The 23,335-nt window shown below is 63.9% G+C and carries 16 protein-coding genes; 8 read left to right on the forward strand and 8 right to left on the reverse strand.

Going from position 1 to position 23,335, the window contains the following annotated elements:
* Nucleotides 1-6: 6 nt before the first annotated feature.
* Genes EWH12_RS07680 through EWH12_RS07695 form a run of 4 tightly spaced genes read left to right on the forward strand, consistent with a single transcriptional unit; the run spans nucleotide 7 to nucleotide 5,955 of the window.
* The gene (locus tag EWH12_RS07680; RefSeq protein ID WP_129926204.1) at nucleotides 7-900 is read left to right on the forward strand and encodes a DUF58 domain-containing protein; all 894 of its coding nucleotides are present in this window, start codon (nucleotides 7-9) and stop codon (nucleotides 898-900) included.
* Nucleotides 897-2,042, forward strand: coding sequence for a BatA domain-containing protein (locus EWH12_RS07685; RefSeq protein WP_129926205.1), 1,146 nt, complete (start codon nucleotides 897-899; stop codon nucleotides 2,040-2,042). The genes EWH12_RS07680 and EWH12_RS07685 overlap by 4 nt, the downstream gene beginning before the upstream one ends.
* Nucleotides 2,039-4,147, forward strand: a complete 2,109-nt coding sequence (locus EWH12_RS07690; RefSeq protein ID WP_129926206.1) for a DUF4175 family protein — start codon at nucleotides 2,039-2,041, stop codon at nucleotides 4,145-4,147. The genes EWH12_RS07685 and EWH12_RS07690 overlap by 4 nt, the downstream gene beginning before the upstream one ends.
* Nucleotides 4,144-5,955, forward strand: a complete 1,812-nt coding sequence (locus EWH12_RS07695) for a carboxypeptidase regulatory-like domain-containing protein (protein WP_129926207.1) — start codon at nucleotides 4,144-4,146, stop codon at nucleotides 5,953-5,955. The genes EWH12_RS07690 and EWH12_RS07695 overlap by 4 nt, the downstream gene beginning before the upstream one ends.
* Before the next feature lie 9 nt (nucleotides 5,956-5,964).
* Here the strand turns inward: EWH12_RS07695 and EWH12_RS07700 are convergent, their stop codons facing one another.
* Nucleotides 5,965-6,414 (reverse strand): hypothetical protein, encoded by a 450-nt coding sequence (locus tag EWH12_RS07700; RefSeq protein WP_066605314.1) that lies wholly within the window; start codon nucleotides 6,412-6,414, stop codon nucleotides 5,965-5,967.
* A 154-nt stretch (nucleotides 6,415-6,568) separates the two neighbouring features.
* On the opposite strand from EWH12_RS07700, the gene EWH12_RS07705 reads away from it, so the two are divergent.
* Nucleotides 6,569-7,240 carry a spermidine synthase gene (locus EWH12_RS07705; RefSeq protein WP_066605318.1) on the forward strand — a complete coding sequence of 224 codons (672 nt, stop codon included), beginning with the start codon at nucleotides 6,569-6,571 and terminating at the stop codon, nucleotides 7,238-7,240.
* Nucleotides 7,241-7,292: 52 nt separating this feature from the next.
* On the opposite strand, the gene EWH12_RS07710 is transcribed toward EWH12_RS07705, so the two are convergent.
* Genes EWH12_RS07710 through EWH12_RS07720 form a run of 3 tightly spaced genes read right to left on the reverse strand, consistent with a single transcriptional unit; the run spans nucleotide 7,293 to nucleotide 12,674 of the window.
* Complete coding sequence (locus tag EWH12_RS07710) at nucleotides 7,293-10,502, reverse strand: error-prone DNA polymerase (RefSeq protein ID WP_129926208.1); 3,210 nt, start codon at nucleotides 10,500-10,502, stop codon at nucleotides 7,293-7,295.
* Entirely contained in the window at nucleotides 10,499-12,031 is a 1,533-nt protein-coding gene (locus EWH12_RS07715; RefSeq protein WP_129926209.1) for a Y-family DNA polymerase, read from the reverse strand. The genes EWH12_RS07710 and EWH12_RS07715 overlap by 4 nt, the downstream gene beginning before the upstream one ends.
* Nucleotides 11,931-12,674, reverse strand: coding sequence for an ImuA family protein (locus EWH12_RS07720; protein WP_129926210.1), 744 nt, complete (start codon nucleotides 12,672-12,674; stop codon nucleotides 11,931-11,933). Before EWH12_RS07720 ends, EWH12_RS07715 begins: the two co-directional genes overlap by 101 nt.
* 367 nt (nucleotides 12,675-13,041) lie before the next feature.
* Between EWH12_RS07720 and EWH12_RS07725 the strand changes: the two genes are divergently transcribed.
* A complete protein-coding gene (locus EWH12_RS07725; protein WP_242495977.1) occupies nucleotides 13,042-15,816 on the forward strand; it encodes a TonB-dependent receptor in 2,775 nt (924 codons plus the stop codon).
* Between the two features lie 137 nt (nucleotides 15,817-15,953).
* Here EWH12_RS07725 and EWH12_RS07730 read toward each other — a convergent pair whose 3' ends face one another.
* From EWH12_RS07730 to EWH12_RS07745, 4 genes are all read right to left on the reverse strand, one after another.
* On the reverse strand, nucleotides 15,954-16,664 hold the full coding sequence (locus EWH12_RS07730) for an SDR family NAD(P)-dependent oxidoreductase (protein ID WP_129926212.1): 711 nt from the start codon (nucleotides 16,662-16,664) through the stop codon (nucleotides 15,954-15,956).
* Nucleotides 16,661-17,413, reverse strand: coding sequence for a peroxide stress protein YaaA (gene yaaA, locus EWH12_RS07735; RefSeq protein ID WP_129926213.1), 753 nt, complete (start codon nucleotides 17,411-17,413; stop codon nucleotides 16,661-16,663). Before yaaA ends, EWH12_RS07730 begins: the two co-directional genes overlap by 4 nt.
* Nucleotides 17,414-17,558: 145 nt before the next feature.
* Entirely contained in the window at nucleotides 17,559-19,571 is a 2,013-nt protein-coding gene (locus EWH12_RS07740) for a hybrid sensor histidine kinase/response regulator (protein ID WP_129926214.1), read from the reverse strand.
* Nucleotides 19,568-21,064, reverse strand: coding sequence for an ATPase domain-containing protein (locus tag EWH12_RS07745; protein ID WP_129926215.1), 1,497 nt, complete (start codon nucleotides 21,062-21,064; stop codon nucleotides 19,568-19,570). Before EWH12_RS07745 ends, EWH12_RS07740 begins: the two co-directional genes overlap by 4 nt.
* A gap of 252 nt (nucleotides 21,065-21,316) precedes the next feature.
* Here EWH12_RS07745 and EWH12_RS07750 point away from each other — a divergent pair, with 252 nt between their 5' ends.
* Nucleotides 21,317-22,354: a rod shape-determining protein gene (locus tag EWH12_RS07750; protein WP_129926216.1), complete on the forward strand. Its 1,038-nt coding sequence runs from the start codon at nucleotides 21,317-21,319 to the stop codon at nucleotides 22,352-22,354.
* 182 nt (nucleotides 22,355-22,536) lie between these two features.
* Entirely contained in the window at nucleotides 22,537-23,232 is a 696-nt protein-coding gene (locus EWH12_RS07755; RefSeq protein ID WP_129926217.1) for a Crp/Fnr family transcriptional regulator, read from the forward strand.
* Nucleotides 23,233-23,335: the final 103 nt, after the last annotated feature.

A 23,335-nucleotide genomic window follows, 5' to 3' on the forward strand; every position in this document is an offset into this window, starting at 1 on the left:
CTGCCAATGGTCGACCTCATCCCTCCTGACGTGCGCAGCCGCCTTCGCGGCCTGCGGCTCGTCACGCACCGGGCCGTAGGATCGCATGGACTGGGCCTTCACCAGAGCCACAGCCGGGGGGCGGGTCTGGAATTCGCTCAATATCGCGCTTACGAACCGGGCGACGAGCTGCGCCAGATCGACTGGAAACTCTACGCCCGGTCGGACAAATTCTTCGTGCGCGAGGCTGAGCGCGAAAGCCCGGTCGCGGTGTGGATTTTGATTGATGCCAGCGCCTCGATGGGCCAGGCCGACGCCGCGCGTCCTGACTATTGCCGTCTCGACGCGGCCAAAAGCATCACCGCCGCCATCGCCGAACTGGCGATGAAACAGGGCGACCGTTTCGGCTTCATCGCGCTGGGTGACGATGGGCTGGCATTGCTGCCGCCCGCGACTGGCGCGCGCCAGCGCGACCGGCTGTTGCTCGACTTGCTGACCGTGCATCCCGCGCGCGGCTTCGCGGCGGACGCCCAAATGGGACCGCTGTGGGAGCGGATCGGAGCGCGCGACCTCGTCATCCTGCTGAGCGACTGTTTCGATAACGGCGCGGTGGCGCTGGCGGAGAAACTGGCGGCGGCCGGGCGCGAGACGCTGGTGATCGAGATGCTGACCGTCGCCGAACGGGATTTCCCCTTCGACGGCGGCTATCGCTTTCGCGATCCTGAGACTGGCGAGGAATATCTGGGGGACGGCGCGGCATTGCGGGCCGGATTCATCGCCCGCTTCGGGGAAGCCCGCGCCGCGCTGCACGCTCGGCTGGATGGTGCGGGCATCCGCCATGCCGCGCATGTGCTGGACGAACCTATCGACCTGCCGCTGCGTCGCCTCTTTTCCGTTCATGGCGCGGCGGACTATGCATGAGCATGGGGTTGCTCTTCCCGGCGGCGCTGGCTGCGCTTCTCGCGCTGGTCGTGCCGCTGGTCATCCATATCGCACGCAAGAGCGAGCAACGGCCGACCGATTTCGCCGCGCTGCGCTGGCTGCGGCAGAAACCGAAGCCGCGCTCCCGGCTGCGCTTCGACGAATGGCCCTTGTTGCTGGCAAGGATGGCGTTGCTGGCGCTGGCGGCATTGTGGCTGGCGCAACCGATCCTGTTCGGCGCGGCCGATCGCAGCCCCTATGTCGCCGTGGTGCCGGGAGCGCAATTTAACGCCGCGACGTTCGGGGATAGCCGCCTCCACTGGATCGCGCCGGGCTTCCCGGCGATCGACGCGCCCCGGCCGGCCGGGCCGCTGCCGATCGCCAGTTTGATACGGCAGATCGACGCGGAATTGCCGACTGGAACGCCGCTCACCATCATCACGCCCACTGTCATCGACGGCGCGGACGCCGATCGCTTGCGCCTGTCGCGCAAGGTGACATGGCGGATCACGGGCGGGGCCATGGCGGCATCGGAGGCCAAGATTGCATCGCCGCCGCCGCTGTCCGTTCGCACCGATGCCGATCATCGCGGTCGGCTGCGCTACCTCCGCGCCGCCGCATTGGCATGGCAACCAGCCGGACGGGAGGCGGATATCGACACCGCCGCCATCGATGCGCCGCTGCCAGATCGGCGACGGATATTGGTCTGGTTTGCAGGCGGCACCTTACCGGACGACGTCCTGCGCTGGGTGAACGAAGGCGGCACGGTGCTGACGGCGAGCGACGCACGCTTGCCCGATGGTCGCCCTGCCCTGCCCGTCTGGCGCGACGATATCGGCGCAACGCTGGCAGAGGCGCTGCCGATGGGCAAGGGACGCCTGCTGCATTTCACGCGCGCGATGATACCGACGCAGATGCCCATCTTGCTGGACGCGGATTTCCCGGTTCAGTTGCGCGCGTTATTGGCCCCAACGGCGCCGCCTGCGCGAGTCGCCTCCGCCGAGTATGCGCCGTTGACGGGTGAACGCAGTTATGACCAGCCGCCGCAATCTTTGCGACCCTGGCTGGCCCTGCTGATCGCGCTGTCGCTGCTGGCCGAGCGCTGGATGGCGACGCGCCGCAGCCGGAGCATCGCGCCATGACCGCGCTGCTCGCGCGTTGGATCGCGCCCGCACGCTGGCGGGCATTGGCCGATACGTGGGCGCTGGCGTTGCCGTTACTGGTCGCTGCCGGCGCCGTCGGCTGGCGCTTGGGGGGACCGGCCTTCGCCCTGTTGCTGGTCGCGATCGGCAGCGCCATTGCATTTTTCATCGCGCGTCGGCGCGCCGCCCGCTTCGATCGCGCCTGGCTGGTCCGCAACCTCGACAATAATCGCCCGGAACTGGAGGACAGCAGCGCGCTGCTGTTCGCCCAACATGCCCCGCTTGCGCCGTTGCAGGTGCTTCAGCGCGATCGCATCGCGGCGCGGATCGATCATGGCACGCCGGAGGATCTGAGGCCCGACTGGTCGCGCCGGTCGCTGCTGGCGTTCAGTCTCGTGGCCGTAGCGGTGGTCGTCGTCGCCCTGCTGTGGCCGCGTCCCGGCGAAGGACCGTCAACCCTGGCCCCCGCGCTGGAAGGCCTGCCCGCCCGGCCCGGCATCCCGCGCCTGATCGCGCAAAATCTGCGCATCATCCCGCCCGCTTATACCGGCCTGCCGGTGCGCGATTCCGCCTTGCTTGATGCGCGCGCGCCGCAGGGGTCGCGGCTGGAATGGACGCTGCGGTTCGATCCGCAGCCAAGCGCTCCCCGTCTCGCGATGCTTGCTGGCCAGACGCTGGCCCTGCGCCGCGACGGCGAGATATGGATCGCCCGCCGGACGCTCGACGCCTCCTTCCTCTATCGGGTCGATCCCGCCACGGCACGCGGCCCGACCCCGCCGCTGCACCGGATCGACGCCATCGCCGACGCCCCGCCCCTGGTGAAGGCGCTATCGCCGACCGCCAGCCTGTCCATGGTCACATCCGATCAGCGCAGTTGGACCCCGGTTTTTGCTGCGACCGACGATTATGGCGTCGCCGCGACCGCCCGGCTGCGCGTGACGCTGGCCATCGGCGAGGGCGAAAATGTGACCTTTAGCGAACGGGAAATCGCGGTGCCGGGCAGCGGCCCGGCGCGCGATCGCCGTTTTGCGCCGCGGCTCGATTTTGCAAGCTTCGGCTTTGCGGCAGGCGGCGACATGGTGGTGCAGTTGATCGTGCGCGACAACCGCGCGCCCGTGCCGCAAGAGGTTCACGGCCCCAGTCTGATCCTGCGCTGGCCATCGGCCAGACAGCCCGAAAGCGGCGGTATGGAGGGCATGGTGAACACCACCCTGCCCGCCTATTTCCGCAGCCAGCGGCAGATCATCATCGATGCCGAAGCGCTCATCAAGCAAAAGCGCGCGCTGGCGCCGGACCGCTATATGACGCGATCGGCGTCGATCGGCGGCGACCAGCAAATATTGCGCGGCCGCTACAGCCAGTTCCTGGGCGGCGAGGAGGAAGGCGAACCGGAATTGCCGACCGCGGACGGGCATCAGGAAGGCGGCGGCTACGATCATGGCGGGCCGCCCAAGCAACCCAGCGCCGGCTTCGGCGCGCCGGAGGATGTGCTGGGCGATTTCGGGCATCCGCACGATGATAGCCCCGCCTCCAGCCTCGATCCCGAAACTCGCGCGATCCTGAAACAGGCGGTCGACGAAATGTGGCAATCCGAACGGGAATTGCACCAGGGCCGCCCCGACCTAGCCCTGCCCTTCGCTTACAAGGCGCTGCGCTTTATCAAGGAAGTGCAACAGGCGACGCGTATCTTCCTGTCGCGAGTCGGCCCTGAACTGCAGCCTATCGATACGACCCGGCGCATGACCGGGAAGCGGGAGGGGCTGGCGAACCGTACGCTGGCCGTCGCTCCTGTCGAGCGAAGCGACGGCCCCGCCGCCGCCGCATGGCGTGCGTTGGGAGACGGGCCGGATGCCATTCGCGGGCCAATCGCGTTGGGCGCATTGCAGGATTGGACGCGGGTCAATGCCGGGCGGTTGCCCGATCCGCTGGCGCTGATGGGCGCGATCGACGCGGTGCGCAGCGATCCGGCCTGCACGGCCTGCCGCGCCCGATTGCGCGCGCAACTCTGGACAGCGATGGAGCGTCCGCTCGCACGACCGGCCCGCCGTCGCCCTTCAGATGCGGCTGGCGCACGCTATCTGGGCGCTATCGAGGGAACGCCATGACAATAAAGTGGGCGGTGGCGCTGACCCTGGGGCTTGCGACGCTCCTTGCCTTGGTCCGGCTGTCATTATGGCATCGCCGCGCGCGGAAGAGGGGCGAGGCTTCGCCTGTCCGACTGGCATTACTGATGCTGCTCCAGCCGTTGGTGTCGACGCTGCTCTATTGCGCTTTGTTCCCGCCGATGGAGGGGGGCGGCGCGACCGACCTGCGGATCGCGACAGCCGGAACGTCGCGCCTTGCCACCACTGCCGATGGCTCCCCACTCATCCTGCTACCCGAAGCATCTGCGATCGCCGGCGGTGAAGCGACGCCCGATCTTGCCACCGCATTCCGGCGACATCCCGGCGTCAGAACGATCACCGTGCTGGGCGACGGCCTTGGCCAGCGCGATATCGATGCTGCGCAGCAGGTGGCGGTGCGGTTCGATCCGCCGCCGCTCCGGCCAGGCATACTCAATCTGACGCCGCCTCCAACCGTGGCGGTCGGCGGCCGGTTTGTCGTGGGCGGAACGCTGACCCGGCTGAGCGGCGCAACGATCGAACTGATCGATCCGGCGGGCCGCGTCACCGACAGCAGTGCGGCCGAACGGGATGGGCATTTCTTGTTGGCCGGAACTGCTCGGGCGGCGGGAGCCGTCAGCTTCACGCTGCGCGTGCGCAAGGACAAGCGCGTGATCGAGCAGGCCGACGTCCCGGTCTGGGTAACGGATAGCCCCCCCCCCCGATTATTGATTTTGGCAGGCGCGCCGGGGCCGGAGGTCAAATATCTGCGACGCTGGGCGAGCGACGCAGGATTCGACGTGACGACGCAGATGAGCGCGGGGGCCGGGATCGCCCTTGGCGACGCGCCGGTAGCGCTGGATGCAGCCGGATTGCGCCGGTTCGACGTGGCGATCGTCGACGATCGCGCATGGACGGGACTGCGCGGCCCGCTGATCGCCGCCGTGCGCGGCGGCATGGGGCTGGTGCTGCGCGCGGGCGGTGCAATCGACGGCCCAACGCGGTCGCAATGGCAGGCCTTGGGCTTTGGCCTGACCGGTCCGGGCGGGGTGGCGCCTCTGGCCTTGCCAAAGGCGTCCGAGGAAGCGCTTGCCCGCACCCGTCATGGCATCGGCAGCGACGAATCGCCGGTAGACATGACCCTGCCCGAAGACTTGGCCCCCGATGTTAGCCGCCTGGGTCTGACGCCCGGCGGCGGCGAAGCCGTGCCGGTGCTGCGGGATGAAGGCGGCGCAACGCTGGGTATGTGGCGGGCGATCGGCATGGGGCGAGTCGCGCTGTTCACCGGAGTCGACAGCTATGCCCTGACCCTGACCGGCCGCCGCGATCTCTATGGCGACTGGTGGAGTGCCCTTCTTACGTCGGTCGCGCGGCCTGCGCCCTCCAGCCGCATGATCCCCGGCGTCGTGTGGGCGGGCGAACGAATGGCGCTGTGCGATATTGGCGACGACGGACAAGTAGAACATGCCGACGGCGCGCGGACCAAGTTGGTTCCGGTGGCGGGATGCGGCGCTTTCTGGCCCGCAAAAGCCGGCTGGCATAGCCTGCGCGTGAAGGATGGACTTCGCCTATTCCATGTTCAACCCCGCGACGCTTTGCCCATAATGCGCGCCGCACGCGATCGGCAGGCGATGGCCATGTTGTCAACTGCCACGCCGGATGCGTCAGCAGCAGCGATGACGGCCGGCACGCCCGGATCGGCCTGGCCCTTCTGGCTCACATGGCTGGCGACGAGCGCGCTGCTATGGTGGCTGGAGCGATTCGGCATCGGTCGCCGCAAAGGTGGTTCGTCTATGTCCGCAGAGACATGAACACCCCAATCAGTCGGCCATGTAGAAGTCGCGCAGCGCACGCGCATCGTGCAGGGCGTTGTGCGGCACGCGGCTGTTGGCGGCGGCGCTGAAGCCGGCGGCGTTGATCAGTTCCAGCCGCAGCCCGAAGTCCACGCCCGCCATCCTGCCCGGCCCGGTCACCAGCAGCGCGCAGAAATGGGACAGATCCTCCGGCCAGTCGGCGATGATGATCGGATCACTGTCCCCTTCCAAATAGGCGGCGACATGATCGGCCGCTTCCACCCGGCCCAGTTGCAGGTCGATGCCGGGCGGGACATGGCGCAAATAAGGAATGACATGCTTTTCCACCCAGGGTTCGATTTCCTCTGGCAGCGGCAGAGTGACGTAGAATTCCTGGTCGCCATGTTCGGGAACCAGCGCGACGCTGATCAGCGTGCCGCCAAAGCCGTTGAATTCGGTGTCGAGGAAATACCGCATGGAAAGAAAACTGCCTGCCTGTGAGATGGCGTCGAAGGGGGGACGCAGGATTGCAGGTGCCTGTAGCATTTGCGTGACGGATGCCAAGCTGCCATGCGCATCGCGCGTGGCGCCGATGGGACGAATGGCGTGCGGCAGATGGAAGGAAGCGATCATGATCCCGCGGGAATATCTGGATTCGGCGCAGGTGCCGGGCGGGCAGGAATTGAAGCTCTATCGGCGCGGCGCCGATCATATGATCGTGCTCGACCGCAACGAGTTGATGAGCAGCCGGATGAGTGGATCGGAAAAGCAACTGGCGCTGATGACGATCGAACGATTGCAGGGGCGCAAGGCGCCGCATCTGCTGGTTGGTGGCTATGGCATGGGTTTCACCCTGCGCGCGGCCCTGGGCGTGCTCGACGGATCGGCGCGCGTGACCGTGGCCGAACTGGTGCCCAAGATCATCGAATGGGCGCGCGGACCGATGGCCGATCTGATGGCCGGATGCCTGGACGATCCTCGCGTTGAGTTGCTGATCGAGGATGTCGTGCCGGTGATCGCGGCGGGCCAGGGGAACTATGACGCGATCCTGCTGGATGTCGACAATGGCCCGGATGGACTGACCGCTGCGGCGAATGATCGGCTCTATTCGACCAGCGGGCTGGCGGTAGCCAAGGCGGCGCTGAAACCCGGCGGGATATTGGCGGTGTGGTCGGCGGGATCGGACGATCCCTTCACCCGCCGCCTGCGCAATGCAGGCTTCGAAGTGGACGAAGTCGCGGTCAAGGCGCGCGACAATGGAAAAGGGCCGCGCCACGTCATCTGGTTCGCGCGGAAGCGGTGATTTTTTTGAACTGGGTTCCCGCCTTCGCGGGAACCCATATTGTTATACACATTCAATGGAAATCGCGTGATCGCGGCAATATCCGCACATCCCTGGGATGTCTGCGCGGCGATGGGGCGGCGCGCGCATGGACGGGATGAGTCACCTCATCTCCGCGCATCATCGGCTGTTCCTGCAACCAGTCCAGCGCCTGGCTGGCGTCGGTAACGCGATCGACCATCAGATGGACGACATTTTCCTTGCTGCGCTGGACTTCGCCTTCGATCAGCATCAGCCGCGCCGCCATAACCGCGCGCCGCTGTTTCTCCATCTCACGCGCCCATAGCAAGGCGTTGACGATGCCGCTTTCATCCTCGATCGTGATGAAGACCGCATTGCCTTTGCCCGGCCGCTGGCGGATCAGGACCACGCCAGCCACCTTCACTTTCGCGCCGTCTTTGGCGGCATTGACCGATGCGCAGTCGATGGCGCCGCGTCGGGCGAAATGGGCGCGCAGAAACTGCATCGGATGGCCCTTCAACGACAAACGATGGGTCTGATAATCGATCGCGACTTCTTCGGCCAACGGCATGGCCGGCAGCATCGGATCGGCTTCCCGTCCGAGTTCGGGCAGATCCTGCGTAGCGAAAAGCGGCAGTTGGGCCGGCGGCACGCGGCGCGCGTCCCACCCCGCCTCGCGCCTGCTTCGGCCGATCGATTGGAGCGCGTCGGCGTCCGTCAGCAGATGCAGCGCGCGCGCGGGCACCCCGGCGCGGCGGGCGATATCCTCCATGTCACGCAGGGCGCTTTCCTGCCGCGCCGCGATCAGCGCCTTGGCCCATTCCTCGCGGAATCCATCAATCTGCTTGAGGCCAAGGCGCAGGATGCGCTCCCCTTCCAGGCTGCTATACCAGTCGCTCGCCTGCACATCGATCGGCCGCACCTCCACGCCATGTTGCTGCGCGTCGCGGACCAGTTGCGCGGGCGCGTAGAAGCCCATCGGCTGGCTGTTGAGCAAGGCACAGGTGAAGACCGCGGGATAATGGCATTTCAGCCAGGAGGAGACATAGGCGAGCCAGCCGAACGCCTGAGCATGGCTTTCGGGAAAGCCATATTCACCGAAGCCCTTAATCTGTTCAAAACAGCGTTCGGCGAAATCGAGCGGATAGCCGCGCGCCGTCATGCCACCAATGAACTTGTCCTGCCAATAGCCCATCGTCCCGCGATTGCGGAAGGTGGCCATGGATCGACGCAGACCGTCCGCATCTTCCGGCGTGAATTTGGCGGCCACGATCGCCAGCCGCATCGCCTGTTCCTGAAACAGCGGAACACCAAGCGTCTTTTCCAGCACGTCCTTCAATTCGTCGGGATTGTCTGGTGGCCCCGGATAGTCCGGCGTTTCTTCCTTGTTGCGCCGTCGAAGATAGGGATGGACCATACCACCCTGGATCGGGCCGGGCCGCACGATCGCGACCTGGATGACGAGGTCGTACAACTTCTTGGGCTTCATGCGGGGCAGCATGGAAATCTGGGCGCGGCTTTCAACCTGGAAGGTGCCGATGCTGTCGCCCTTTTGCAGCATGGCGTAGGTTTCCGGATCTTCGCGCGACACCGTTTCCAGCTTCAGGTCGTCCAGGCCATGCAGGCGCATCAGGTCGAAGCTCTTGCGGATCGCGGTCAACATGCCGAGCGCCAGCACATCGACCTTCATCAGTTTCAGCGTTTCCAGGTCATCCTTGTCCCATTCGATGAAGGTGCGATCGGGCATGGCGGCATTGTGAACCGGTACCAGTTCGTCGAGCCGCCCCTGGCTCAGGACGAAGCCGCCGACATGCTGCGACAAATGCCGGGGAAATTCGAGCAGGCTGCTCGCCATGTCGCGCAGCCGGGCGAGTTCGGGATTGGCGGGATCGAAGCCCGCTTGGGTCAGCCGGGCTTCGGGCACTTCCTGATCTCCGCTCCAACTGCCCCAGACGGTGCCGGACAGGCGCGCCGTCACATCCTCGGTCAGGCCCAGCGCCTTGCCGACTTCGCGTAGCGCGCTGCGCTGGCGGTAACGGATAACGGTCGCGGCGATGCCCGCTCGCTCGCGCGTATAACGGCGGTAGATATATTGCATCACCTCCTCGCGCCGCTCATGTTCGAAATCCACGTCGATATCGGGCGGCTCGTCCCGCGCCTCGGTCAGAAAGCGGGAGAAAAGCAGCTTCTGTTCCACCGGGTCGATCGGCGTGACGCCCAGCAGAAAGCAGACTAGCGAATTGGCCGCTGACCCGCGCCCCTGACACAGGATCGGTGGATCAAGGCTGCGGGCATAGGCGACAATGTCGTGGACGGTCAGGAAATAATAAGCGTAGCTTTTGAAACGGATCAGACGGAACTCGTCATTCAGTACGTTCCGATAGGCGGGCGGCAATCCGTCGGGGAAGCGCGCCTTCGCATTTTCCTCAACCAGATGTTCGAGCCAGTCCTGCGGCGCCCAGCCTTCCGGCACCGGCTCATGCGGATATTCATAGACCAACTGGTCTAGATTAAAGTCGATGCAGCCCAACAAATCCTGCGTCGCGGCGATCGCCTGTGGGCAGGCGGCGAACAGGCGCGCCATTTCTGCGGGGGCTTTCAGGTGGCGTTCCGCATTGGGGGCAAGGCGGCGGCCGGCGGTCTGGATCGTCAGCCCTTCGCGGATACAGGTCAGCACATCCTGCATCTGTCGATCCTCCGCTCCCGCATAAAGCGCATCATTAGTAGCGATCAACGGCACGCCGCATTGCGCCGCGAGCGCCTGCCGCCGGGCCAGCATCCGCGCATCACGCCCGGATCGCCCCATAGTCGCGGCGAGCCAGAGATGCGGGCTGAGCGCCCGCAATTGCGCCAGCAGCGCCGCGTCGTCATCCATCGCGATCAACGCCATGTCCTGCGCATGATCGATCAGGTCCGATAAGCTGAGTTCGCACGCGCCCTTGATCGTGCGGCGATTCCCCTCGGTCAGCAGCCGGGTCAGCCGGCCCCAGCCGAAGCGCGTGCGCGGATAGGCGATGATGTCGGGCGTGCCGTCGGCAAAGACCAGCCGCGCACCGACGATCAGGCGCATGGTGACGCCCAGCGGCTTTAGATCCTTGAGCGCCTGATGCGCGCGCACTACGCCCGCCACCGTATTGCGATCGGCAATGCCGATGCCGGTCATGCCCAGATGCGCAGCCTGCTGCACCATCTTCTGGGGATGGGATGCCCCGCGCAGGAAACTGAAATTGGTGGCGGCCACCACTTCTGCAAAGTCGCTCATGCGAACAGGCCGTGCAGATACCAGACAATGTCGGTTTCCTCGCCGAACAGGCCATGGCGGAACATCCAGTAACGGCGTCCGTCGCTATCCTCGATCCGGTAATAGTCGCGCGTCTTGCCTGCGCCACCCGGCTGATGCCCATCTCGTCTGCGCCACCATTCCGCCGCGATCCGCTCCGGCCCTTCGGCCAGCCGCACTTCATGCAAGCGGTCGCGCCAGCGGAAGCGCTGGGGTGGGCCATCGGGCACGCCGGCGATCACCGCCACCGGCTGGGGCGGGTCGAACAGCAGCAGCGGTCGGGGCGGGCGATCCTGCGCTGTCGGCCAGGGCTGCTGCCGGGACTGCGTCGCAGGGATCAGCCGTTGCGCCCCTTCGGGCAGATGCCTGTCGCAGGGCTGGAGGCGGCGGACATTGTCCGGGCCGAGGCGGATGCCCAGACGATCGACCAGCGCGACGATGCCGTCCTCCGCCACCTGTGCTTCCCCGTCCATAGCCTGCTGCCGTTCGGCCAGCGGCTCCGCGCGCGGCACCGCCAGCAACACGGCGTCGAAGCCGAAGCCGGGGTCGAGCGGATCGGCCATCGTATCGATCCGTTCCCGCAGCAAGCGCAGCACGGCGGCAGGATCGCGCACCGGTTGCCCGGTTTCGATCGCCAACCCTTGCCGCGCGCCATCGCTGCGCAGCAAACGGATGACGAACCGTCGCCCGCCCAGCTTGCGCGCCTCCATCTGCCGCGCGGCCTGATTCAGCAAATCCTCGATCACGTCCATGACATCCTCGGTCCGGGCGATCGGTTCGGGAAAGCGCGCCTCGGCGCGGATCGGAGCCGATGGACGGCGCGGCGCGATCGGGCTGGGCGCTTCGCCCAATATCTGGCGCAGCCGGGTGACCGCCTGCTCGCCGAAGCGGGCGGCGATCATGCCCATGGGCCGCTGGGACAGGTCGCCGATGCTACGCAGGCCGGCCCGGCGAAGGGCGGCCAGTGCGCCATCGTCCAGTTCGAGCGCCGCGACCGGCAACGCGGCTACATCGCCGCCGCCATGCCGGGCCAACGCACGGGCCGCCATGGCGTTGGGACCAAAGGCATGGCGGCTGGCATAGCCAGCCATCGCCCGCGCCTGTTGCGCAAGCGCCTTGGGACCGCCGAACAGATGGCCGCAACCGCTGATGTCGAGGATGAGGCCATCCGGCGCATCCAGCGCCACCATGGGGGTAAAGTGCCGCATCGCCTCCAGAAGGCGATCGAGCGCCTGCGCATCGGCGACGGGATCGGCCGGGCGCGTGACGAGCGTCGGGCAACGCGCCCGCGCATCGGCCAGCGTCATGCCCGTCGTCAGTCCCTGTTTGACCGCCAACATGTCCACCGCCGCCAATCGCAGCGCATTGCCGACCCGCGCCACCAGCGCGAAGGGTTCGGGTGCGCCGGCTTCAGGCGACCTGTCGCTGATCGGCTCCATCGTCGCCTGCATCCGTTCGCAGGCGAGAAAAGGGAACCACAGCGCCAGGCAAAGGCGCTCGTCCGTCTGCATCCCTGAAACATCCACCTTCACTATCCCATGTCAGCCGCCAGCGTCCGCCCGCCGGACCGCCACGACAGCGGAGCAATTGGGCCTCGATCGCCGGGTATCCGGGAGCGTTCGCCTCCAGCGCTACGGAGGGCGCGCTTTTGATGGTCCAGCGGGTCTGCGCGCCACTCGATCGCGGTTCGGCATCGCTCCGCAGCAATATTATGCAGGCGCCGGAGGCTTCCGCCGCCAACACCAGACGGCGGCTGGCGGTCAGGTCATAGTCGGCGAACCGCCCCTCGCTCTCCATCAGCACTCCCGCCACGCCCGGACAGCGCGCCGCTTCCAGCCCGGCGCGCAGCATATCCACCTCAGTCCTTGTCTCTACGATCGTCAGGCGGCCGGGCTGGATACCCAGCAACGCCAGTCCGTCACCCGAAAACAGCGTTGGCAGGCGCTGGCGACGCGGTGTACGCAGGGCAAAGATCGCGCCTGCCCCGGCCAGTGGGCCTTGCGTCAGGGCAAAGGCCAAGGCGGCCGCCCGGTCCTCAGCCTGGCTGTGAATTTCATGCAGATGTCCCCGCTCAAGCGCCCGGCAGGACGCTTGCACTTCTGACGCATGCCGCCCTGCCGGACGCGCGCTGCTGATGGGACCATGGGCTGTCATATCTAGAATCACTCACTATGTTCTTCTTATGTTCTATATGTGCGCGTTCGTCCAGCATCGAAAGAATGCGAGGGAAGGACGATGTCTTATCTATCCGACAATGATAGATAGATTGCATCATTTTGAAATAAAATGAAATTATCGTAATATTACCAAATACGTAGTAATATTGTGAAATTATCGTTTCTCAAAAGACACATTGCCTGAAAAGCCGCTGTTTAACAAAATCACAATATTGACGACTTGCGTCACGACAAGGCACATCCCTTCCATCAACTCGATGCAGACACGATAAAAACTGCACGGGTCGCCTATACCGCATCGAAGGGATCATATCATGACATCGGCTGAATTTTGCAGGCGCCTCTTGGCGTCGACGGTCCTGCTCGGCCTGTCGAGCCCGGCCCTTGCCCAGAGCGGCGCACCGGAAGGCAGCGCCGCGCCCGCCGAGACGATCGTCGTGACCGGATCGCGTATCGCCCGTCCTGACCTGCAGCAGGCATCGCCCATCGCGGTCATCGGCAGCCAGGAACTCAAGCTGAGCGGCAAGATCAATGTCGAGGCGATCATCAACGATCTGCCGCAACTGATCCCCAGCACGACCGCCGCATCCAACAACCCAGGTGGTGGCGTATCGACGGCCGACCTCCGCGGCCTGGGTTCCACTCGCACGCTCGTACTGGTCAATGCCCGCCGCTATGTTTCCTATGACTCTAACCAGGTCGTCGACCTCAATACCATCCCCGCCGGCCTGATCGATCAGGTTCAGGTCGTCACCGGGGGCCGGTCGGCGATCTATGGGTCCGATGCCATCGCCGGCGTCATCAACTTCGTCATGAAGCAGAATTTCGAAGGTGTGGAAGCCAATGCCAATTACCGCATCAACCAGGCGGGCGATGGCGGCACATTCAACACCAACCTGTTGCTGGGCGGGAATTTCGCCGATGGGCGCGGAAATGCGACCTTCTACATCGACTATACCAAGCGCGACGGCGTGTTGCAGGCAGGGCGCAGCTATACCAAGCAGGCCTATACCGACGATGGCGACGGCGGCCTGGCGGCGGGCGGTTCCGGCTCCATCCCCGGCACCCGTTTCGCGATCGGCGGCGTGCAGCGCAAGTTTGAGAGCGACGGCAGCTATTCGGCCTATACCTCCAGCACCGACGCCTATAATTATGCGCCGGACAATTATCTGCAGGTGCCCCAGAAGCGCATCCTGTTGAGCACACAGACCCACTACGAGGTCAGCGACCACCTGACCGTTTATGCCGAAGGGCAGTTCATCAACAACCGGGTCAAGAACCGGCTGGCCTCCACCCCCTTCACCGGCACGGTGGAACTGGACAATGACAGCAGTTTCCTGTCCACCTCTTCGCAGGCGCTGCTTCAGGGGCTGGACAGTGATGGCGACGGCTACACCACCGCGTCCATCTATCGCCGCATGAACGAAGTCGGGCCGCGCATCTCGTCGGTCGACAATACCGCCTATCGCACTGTCATCGGTGCACAGGGGGCGATTGCCGACCACTGGAATTATGACGGCTATTACAGCTATGCCCGCACCAAGTCGGTGGAAACCCAGACCGGCAACGTGTCGCGCAGCCGGGTCGAGCAAGCGCTGGCGACCACCTATGACAGCGACGGGAACCTGGTCTGTTCCGACACCAGCAACGGCTGCGTCCCGCTCAACATCTTTGGCGCGGGCAACATCAGCGACGCGGCGGCGGCATTCATCGCCATCCCGGCGAAAAATGTCAGCACCATCACTGAACAGGTCGCCAACTTGTCGATCACCAACGGCAATCTGTTCGACCTGGGTGCTGGCCCGGCCGGAATCGCGATCGGCGCGGAATATCGCAGCGAACATGGCAGCTATGATCCCGACTATGCGCTTTCATCGGGCGACGTCGTCGGCTTCAACGCGGGCGAGGGCCTGTCGGGAGGCTATAATGTGAAGGAGTTGTTCGCCGAAATCGACGTGCCGCTGCTGGCAGACATGCCGCTGGTCCACAAGCTGGAGTTCAACGGCGCCTATCGCTTTTCGCGCTATTCCACCGCCGCCAAGTCGGTCAGCACCTATTCAGCGGGCCTGGTTTATGCGCCGATCCAGGACATCACGCTGCGCGGCCAATATAGCCGGGCGGTGCGCGCGCCCACTGTCGCGGATCTCTATTCTGGCCAGTCGGAGGATTATCCGACCGCGAACGACCCGTGCGAAAACGCGGCTGCACTGACTAACGCCAACCTGACGTCAAGCTGCGTTGCCGCTGGTGTGCCATCCACGCTGCTGGGCACCTCGCTCAATGGCGGCAGCACGCAGATCCAGTCCTATAGCGGTGGCAATAGCGGCCTGGGCGTGGAGACGTCGGACACCTGGACCGGGGGCGTGATCCTGCAACCGCGCCTTCTGCCACGCTTCACGATGACGGTCGACTATTACCAGATCAAGATCGCCGACTATATCTCCACGCCCGGCACCGCCAACCTGATCGCGGCCTGCTATGGCACGGCGGCCAATGGCTGGACGCCCTATGACAGCAGCGCCTGTTCGCTGCTGCCGCGCAACGCCAACAGCTATGCGATCGAGGGGGCGCAAAACCTGCTGGCCAATACCGGCGGGCTCAAGACGCGGGGCGTCGATTTCGAGGCGCGCTACAGCGTGCCGCTCAATTTCGGAATATTGGGCGCAAAGACAGGCAAGCTGGATTTCCGCATTTCCGGCACGCGGCTGATCCAATATGATCTCAATCCGCTGGCGGCGATCCCCGAACTGACGCAGAAATGCGCAGGCAAATTCGGCATCTATTGCGGTAACCCCTATTCCAAGCTGCGCCTAAGCAACCGCGTCACATACAGCAGCGGCCCGCTGACCCTGTCGCTGACCCACCGCCACCTGTCGAGCGTCAAGGATGACGACGATACGACCCAATATAGCGTTGAGAAGATCAAGGCCTATAATTTGTTCGATCTGGGTGCGCAGATACAAGTGACGAAGAATTTCGGCTGGACCATCGACATGAACAATATCTTTAACAAGAAGCCGCCAATCCTGGGCGACAACCAGGAACAGTCGAACACCTATCCTTCGACCTATGACGTTTATGGCCGTGCCTTCTTCGTCAATGCGTCGGTGAAGTTCTGATTGGACGGACGGCCTTTCAAGTCGGCGTAGAAAGCCCGGCGCTGAACGATCGTAGCGGCATGGGTGAAGATCGCGTCGGCGATGGTCGCACTCAGATCGAAGACCTGAAGAGGTTGACATCAAACGCCTTTCGCCGTTCAGAACGGGATTTCTTCGCCTTGAAAATCGAACAGCTTGCCACTGTCGGGCACCTTCAGACCCTCTATCACGTCCAGCAGTTGCAGCGCGGCGCGTTCCGGGTCGAACAGGCGCCCGGCGGGAACATTGCCCTGGAAAGGGCGTGACAAGAATGTATCGACCGTGCCGGGGTGCAACGACACGACTATGCCCCGATCGTTGCGGCGACGCTCCTCGATCGCAAGAGTGCGGATCAGCATGTTGAGCGCGGCTTTGGATGCCCGATAGCCATGCCACCCGCCAAGGCGATTATCGTCGATCGATCCCACCCGCGCCGATAACGCCGCGAACAGCGTGCGCCCTGTCCGAGGCATGATCGGCAAGAAATGCTTGGCTACCAGCGCGGGGCCGATCGCGTTGATCGCATAGAGTTGCGCAAGCCATTCCGGATCGAGATCGCGCAGAGCCTTTTCCGGCCCGCTATCGCCATCATGCAGCAAACCCGTCGCGACGATGACCAAGGTGGGCACAGGGCCGTCCGCAACATGCGCCGCGGCCGAGGCGATGCTGGCTTCATCGCGCAGATCGATATGCTGAGCCTCGCTTCGGGAGCGAGCGAAACCGTGGACGACCGCAAATGCGCCTTCCTCGATCAGCGCTGCTTCCAAAGCGCCGCCAATCCCGCCCGATGCACCGATGATCACGGCGGAAGCCTTGCCGCCCGTCGTCATGTCCGGGTGAAACGCCAGCGATCCGCATCGCTCTCATCGGCATCGAAGCGATAGCCGTCGCTGTCGAACCCGCGCATCGCATCCACATCGGCGACATGATGCTCGCACAACCAGCGCGCCATCATGCCGCGCGCGCGCTTGGCATTGAAGCTGATGAAGCGCGGGCCGTTCGGGCCTGGCTCACGAAACTCGACTTCGATCACCCGGACATTGCCAAGCCGCCCCTTGATCGCCGCAAAATATTCCTGGCTGGCGAGGTTGAGCACGATCCCCGCCCCTTCTTCGGCAATCTGGGCGAGGAGCAATTGGGCGATCCGATCGCCCCACCAGTCGGTCAGGCTTTTATGTCGTGGCGCCCAGCGCGTGCCCATTTCCAGCCTATAGGGTCGGATAGCGTCCAGCGGCCGCAATAGGCCATAGAGGCCGGACAAAATGCGGACATGGTTTTGGGCGAAGGCGACGCCGGCCGCCTCCAGCGTATCCACTTCAAAACCGGTATAGACGTCGCCGGCAAAGGCGAACAGCGCCGGTCGTTCGGGCAGATCCGCAAAGTCGCGGAACCGATCGGCATTGAGCTTGGCGAGACGCGGAGAGATATGCATCAATTCCGACAATCGTTTCTGCGTCAGGTTCGCCGCCGATTTGGCGAGGCTATGCGCCTCCTGCGCGAAATGCGGAGTCGAAACATCAAGCGGCGGCAGGGTGCGCTCAAAATCAAGCGTCTTGGCAGGGGACAAAAGGGCGATCATGGCTGCGCGGGTAGAACGCTGCGGCGCGTGCGTCAAACGATCGGCTGACATGGCGCGCAACACCCGCCTCTGCGGTTTGCCCGTGCAAAAACCCGCAACCGTCGCCGCCAAGGCGCCCGCTGCTTCGCGGGGAATATCTGCGCCATCATAACTGCGCCAGACAATTCGCGAGATCGCTTTGCTTGAAAGGCTTGGTCAGGCGCGGAAGGTCGGGTGAAATGCCCTTTCCCTCGGCATAACCCGACACCACCAGCACCCGCATTCCCGGTCGAGATTCGCGCAGTTGCGTGGCGAGGTCCGTGCCCGTTATGCCCGGCATTAGATGATCGGTGACGAGCAAATCTATCTCGTTGGAGATGCACAACATCCTTAGCGCTTCCTCCCCCGAATGCGCTTCTACGACCGTATAGCCCAGTTCGCTGAGCATATGGGCCGTACTGGCGCGCACCAGATCCTCATCGTCCACCACCAACGCAACACCGCAATCGCGCTGCGCGCAGTCGATCTCCATCGGCGCGGGCGCCTGTTCGGGGCACGCATCCGTCGCCGGCAGCCACAGGTCGATGCGCGTACCCCGTCCGACCAGGCTGTCGATGAACAGACCGCCGCCCAATTGCGCGGCGAGGCCATGGACCATAGAGAGGCCAAGCCCGGTCCCCTGCCCGACACCCTTGGTCGTGAAAAACGGCTCTACGGCCTTGGCTATCGTGTCCGCGTCCATCCCCGACCCGGTATCGATCACGCTCAGCCGGACATAGGCGCCCGGTCGCAATCGGGCCGGATTGTCGGCTTTCACCTGGTCCAGCGCCGCGCAGATCGTCAGGGCGCCGCCATCGGGCATCGCATCGCGCGCGTTCACCGCCAAGTTGAGGAGCGCCATTTCGATCTGGTTCGCATCCGCCTTGGCCGGCGGCAACGCATCGGCGACGTCGATCGCCACCTTGATCCGCGGACCGCAAGTGCTGGCGACCAGATCAAAAAGATTTTCAATGAGATCGCTGATGTTGATCGCGGTCGCCTGCAATGGCTGTCGCCGGGCGAAGGCGAGCAGACGTTGAACGAGAGTGCGCGCCCGATCGGCCGACTGGACCGCGCCCTCGATCAGCTTGCGCTCCCGATCAGTGCCGATTCCGCGCCGGAGCAACAGGTCGAGACTGCCAACGATCGGGGTGAGGAGATTATTGAAATCATGCGCGACGCCCCCCGTGAGTTGCCCCATCGCTTCCAGCTTCTGCGACTGGCGCAGCGCTTCCTGCGCGAGTTCGAGCGCCTGGGTGCGCTCCACGACGCGCTCTTCAAGCGTTTCATTGAGACGCCTCAGCCGTTCTTCGCTCTCACGCAGGGCCAGTTCCATCTGCCGACGGTCGGAAATATCGTTGAACAGGATGGCGACCCGCCGCGCGTTCGGATCGCCGACCCGAAACGCATAGACATCGTACCAGATGTTCCCCAGCGCCTCGGCATGTTGTTCGAAACGCACGCGCTCGCCGTTCTGGGCAACCGCGCCATAGACGTCGAACCAATGCTGCTCATGTCCAGGCACCATCGTCCGCATGGATTGTCCCACAGCACCTTGCAAACCGGTCTGGCGTTCAAAGGCGGGATTGGCCTCAACGAACCTGTAATCGATCGGGCTTCCGTTCGCGTCGAAGACCATGTCGATGATGCAAAATCCCGCATCAATCGATTCGAACAGCGATCGATATCTATCCGCGCCACGATGCAGTTCCTCCAATCGCGCCCGCGCCTCATATTGGCGCCGACGTCCCCGCAGCGCCGACTGGACGAGGCTGACCAGAGTGGTGGGGTGGAAGGGCCGTTCCAGGAAGGTGACGTTGCCGAGCATGTCCAGAAACCGCTTCGCGGCTGGATTGCGTTCAAGACCGCCGCCCTTTTGCGTCAGCAGCACGAATGGGAAATCGGACCATTCCGGCTGCGCATCCAGCCAAAGCGCGAGCGGATTGAGATTCGCCGTCCGCAGCCCCTCTTCGGTGAGCAGCGCGAAACCCGCGCCCCGTTCCAGTTCGCCGACCATGTCGCGTAACGAGGCGGCGATCGTCGATCGCAGCCCCGCATCGGTCAAGATCGACCCGGCGATGGCGGCGTCGCGCCCGTGCGGCGCAAGGATGATCCCGCGTTCGGAGAAATGCGGGATCACCGCGCCTCGTCCTCCAGCAGGGGGGGCGCGCCCTGCCCGCCGACGAAATTGGGCACGCCCCGCAAAACCCCCTGAAACCCGACCAGCGGTTCGCCCAGACGGATGCCATAGCTGCCGATGCGGAACTCGCGGATCGTGTCTTCATGCGCGCCCGTGCGCTTCTTGATGATCGAGATGGCGCGCCGCACGCGCCCCGATGCCTCGAAATAGCGCAGCAGCACAACGGTATCGGCCAGATAGGTGACGTCCACCGGCGCCTTCATGTCGCCCACCAGGCCATGTTGCGCCACGGTCAAGAAGGTCGTCGCGCCCTGTCGGTTCAGATATTGCAGCAATTCGTGCATGTGCAGGACCAAAGCATTTTCTTCCGGCATAGCCGCCTGATATCCGTTCAGGCTGTCAATGATGATCGTGCGGACCTTATGTTGTTCGACACAAGTGCGCACTCTTTGAGAGAACTCGCCAGGAGACAATTCGGCCGCATCGACCTGTTCGATGACGAGATTGCCGTTGGCGACCATAGCCTGCATGTCGATGCCCAGCCCGATCGCGCGGTTGAACAAAAGGCCGATTTCCTCGTCAAACACGAACATTGCCGCCCGTTCGCCGCGCGCGATCGCCGCGGCGACAAAGGTCAAGCCCAATAGCGACTTGCCGGTTCCGGCTGGCCCCAGGACCAGAACGCTGGATCCGCGCTGGATGCCCCCGCCCAGCAGCGCGTCCAGCGCGGGCGAGTCGCTGCAAAGCAGGTCGCGTGTGAATTCCGTCTTATGCTCTGCCGACACCAATCGAGGGAAGACCCGCACGCCGCCTGTATCGATGATGAAATCGTGGAAGCCGCCGCGGAATCGGCGGCCACGATATTTGATGACGCGCAATCGCCGCCGCTCCGGCCCATAACCGGGCGACAATTCCTCCAGGCGAATCACGCCGTGCGCGACGCTATGCACCGTCTTGTCCGCGACGTCGGCGGTCAGGTCGTCGAGCATCAGAACGGTCGCGTTCTGCGTCGAAAAGAAATGCTTGAGCGCCAGTATCTGGCGGCGATAGCGCAGCGAACTTTGCGCAAGCAGGCGGATTTCCGACAGGCTGTCCAGCACTACCCGGTCGGGCTTCACCTTCTGGAACATTTCGAAGATGCGCCGGGTGGTTTCGCCCAATTCCAGGTCGGACGAATAAAGCAGGCTCTGTTGCTGGTCCTCGTCCAGCAAGCTTTCGGGCGGGACCAGTTCGAACAGGTCGATGCCGGAAAGATCCCATCCATGCGATTGCGCGCTCTCGCGCATCTCCTCCTCTGTCTCCGATAGCGTCACATGCAGGCATTTTTCGCCCCGCTCCGCGCCCTCCATCAGGAATTGGGTGGCGATCGTCGTCTTGCCGGTCCCTGGGCTGCCTTCCAGCAGGAAAACACGTCCCCGCGTTAACCCACCCGCCAAGATATCGTCCAAGCCCCCAATGCCGACGAGGGCAGGTTCAGCGGCGGCGTGGGTCATGCTCGACTTCCTTGCTATTTCTATAGGCTCATCGGGCTAACATAGCTGCCCTTCCGGCAAAATCGATCTCAGCCTGATTCACATCAAGAACCAAGCAAATCCCGATTATTTCCTGCCTCGCCAAAGCGTCCCTAAAAAACTTCCCCTCCTGTCAACTCCGGTGGCCCCGACAATCAGGCAATCCGCCGTGCCGCGATTGTATCCCGACCAGAGCACCGCATAGCGGCCGGACTGCCATTCCCTGAGGATTAGATGTTTAGGCGATTATTCGGTTCTTCCGCTCATGATATGGCGATCGACTTGGGCACCGTGAATACGGTCATCCACGTTCGTGATCGCGGCATCGTCCTCAACGAACCGTCCGTTATCGCGATCGAGACCATCGCCGGAGTGCGGCGAGTCAAAGTGGTAGGCAATGAGGCTAAGCCGATGATGGGGAAGACACCCTCCAACATCCAGGCGATTCGCCCTCTACGCGACGGCGTCATTGCCGACATCGACGTCGCCGAACAGATGATCAAGCATTTCATGACGAAGGCGGTCGGATTGTCGGGACGATTCAGCCGACGTCACGAGGTCGTCATCTGCGTCCCTTCCGGTTCGACTATGGTGGAACGGCGCGCCATCCAGGTTGCGACGATGCAGGCGGGCGCGACCCGCGTGCAGTTGATCGATGAGCCGATGGCCGCTGCTATCGGCGCCGGCCTGCCCGTGACTGAGCCGCGCGGCGCCATGGTGGTGGATATAGGCGGCGGGACCACAGAGGTCGCCGTCCTGTCGCTGCAAGGGATTGCGTACAGCAATTCCGTCCGCATGGGTGGCGACAAACTGGACGATGCGATCACGTCCCATGTGCGGCGTCATCACAATCTGATGATCGGCGAGATGACGGCGGAGCGCGTCAAACATGCGATAGGGTCCGCGGTGCTGCCGGTCGACCAAGGACGCACAATGCAAGTCAAGGGACGTGATCTTGTCAATGGTCGTCCGGCCGAAATCACGATCAGCGAGTTGGAGATTGCAGAAGCGCTGATCGAAGGCGTAGGTCAGATCAAGCAGGCCGTCATGGCCGCGCTGGAGCAGACGGCGCCCGAATTATCCGCCGACATCATAGAGGAAGGCATTACCTTGACCGGAGGCGGCGCCCTGCTGGGGCATTTAGACCAGGCCCTGTCGGAGCAGACCGGCCTGCCCGTAAGGGTCGCGGACGACGCGCTGATCTGCGTGGCCATGGGCGCCGGCAAGGCTCTGGAGGATTCGGCCTATAGCGGCGTGCTGACCACCGCCTAAGCTGATCCTGTCGTCCGCGATGCAAGCGGAGGACAGGAAAGCGCGAGCGGAGAGGCAAGGCGTCTGTATATGCCACCGCTTGACGTCCATGCGCGGTCGGCGCAGGCATAGTCGCGTGCCCTTGCAAATTGGCGAAGACATAGTCGATCATGCGTTCGATCAACTAAAGCATAGGGGGCCTCATGATATTCGACGATTTCCTGCGCCACCGTCGGGGGGAACAGATCCTTCCAGAGGATCGGGCGGCGCTCGAATCGTCGGTCGGTGAAGTCCGGTCTTTGCCTGCGCGGATGACCCTCGTGCGCAAAGGGGAGCCGGTGCATTTCAGCACCTACCTCGTCGAGGGACTAATCTGCCGCTACATGGATGACCGGGAAGGCCTGCGGCAACTTGTAGCAGTACATGTGCCGGGCGACTTCGTCGATCTCCATGCCTATCCGCTCAAGCATCTCGACCATGACCTGGCAACTCTGACGGCCTGCAAGATCGCGACGGTGCCGCACAAAAATCTTGACATTCTGATGAGCGACCGACCGGGGTTGGTCAAGCTTTTGTGGTTCAGCACGCTTCTTGACGCGGCCATGCATCGCGAATGGATTTTCCGCCTGGGCCGGCTGGATGCCGTGGCGCGCGTCGGGCATTTTTTCTGCGAAATAGAGGCGAAGCTGCGGGCGGTAGGGCTGAGCGATGGCGTCAGCTTCGAACTCGCCATGACCCAGAATGATCTGGGCGAGGCCTGCGGTATAACATCTGTGCACATGAACCGCATGTTGCGGATGCTGAAGGAACAGGGTTTGCTCGAAATGCGGGCCAGTCGGGTGCAGATGCTCGACCGACCAGCGCTTGCACGGCTCAGAGCCCGATCCGAAAGTTGTTGAGCAATACCAGCATGTTGTGATTCAGCCGTCTTTGCGACAAGATGGAGTGAATGGTGGCATGGACTGGTATTGCCCGGCGAGAGCATAGTCGGGAAGGTTTGCG

Origin of the sequence: Sphingobium cupriresistens, assembly GCF_004152865.1 — a bacterium.
Classification (GTDB): Bacteria; Pseudomonadota; Alphaproteobacteria; order Sphingomonadales; family Sphingomonadaceae; genus Sphingobium; species Sphingobium cupriresistens.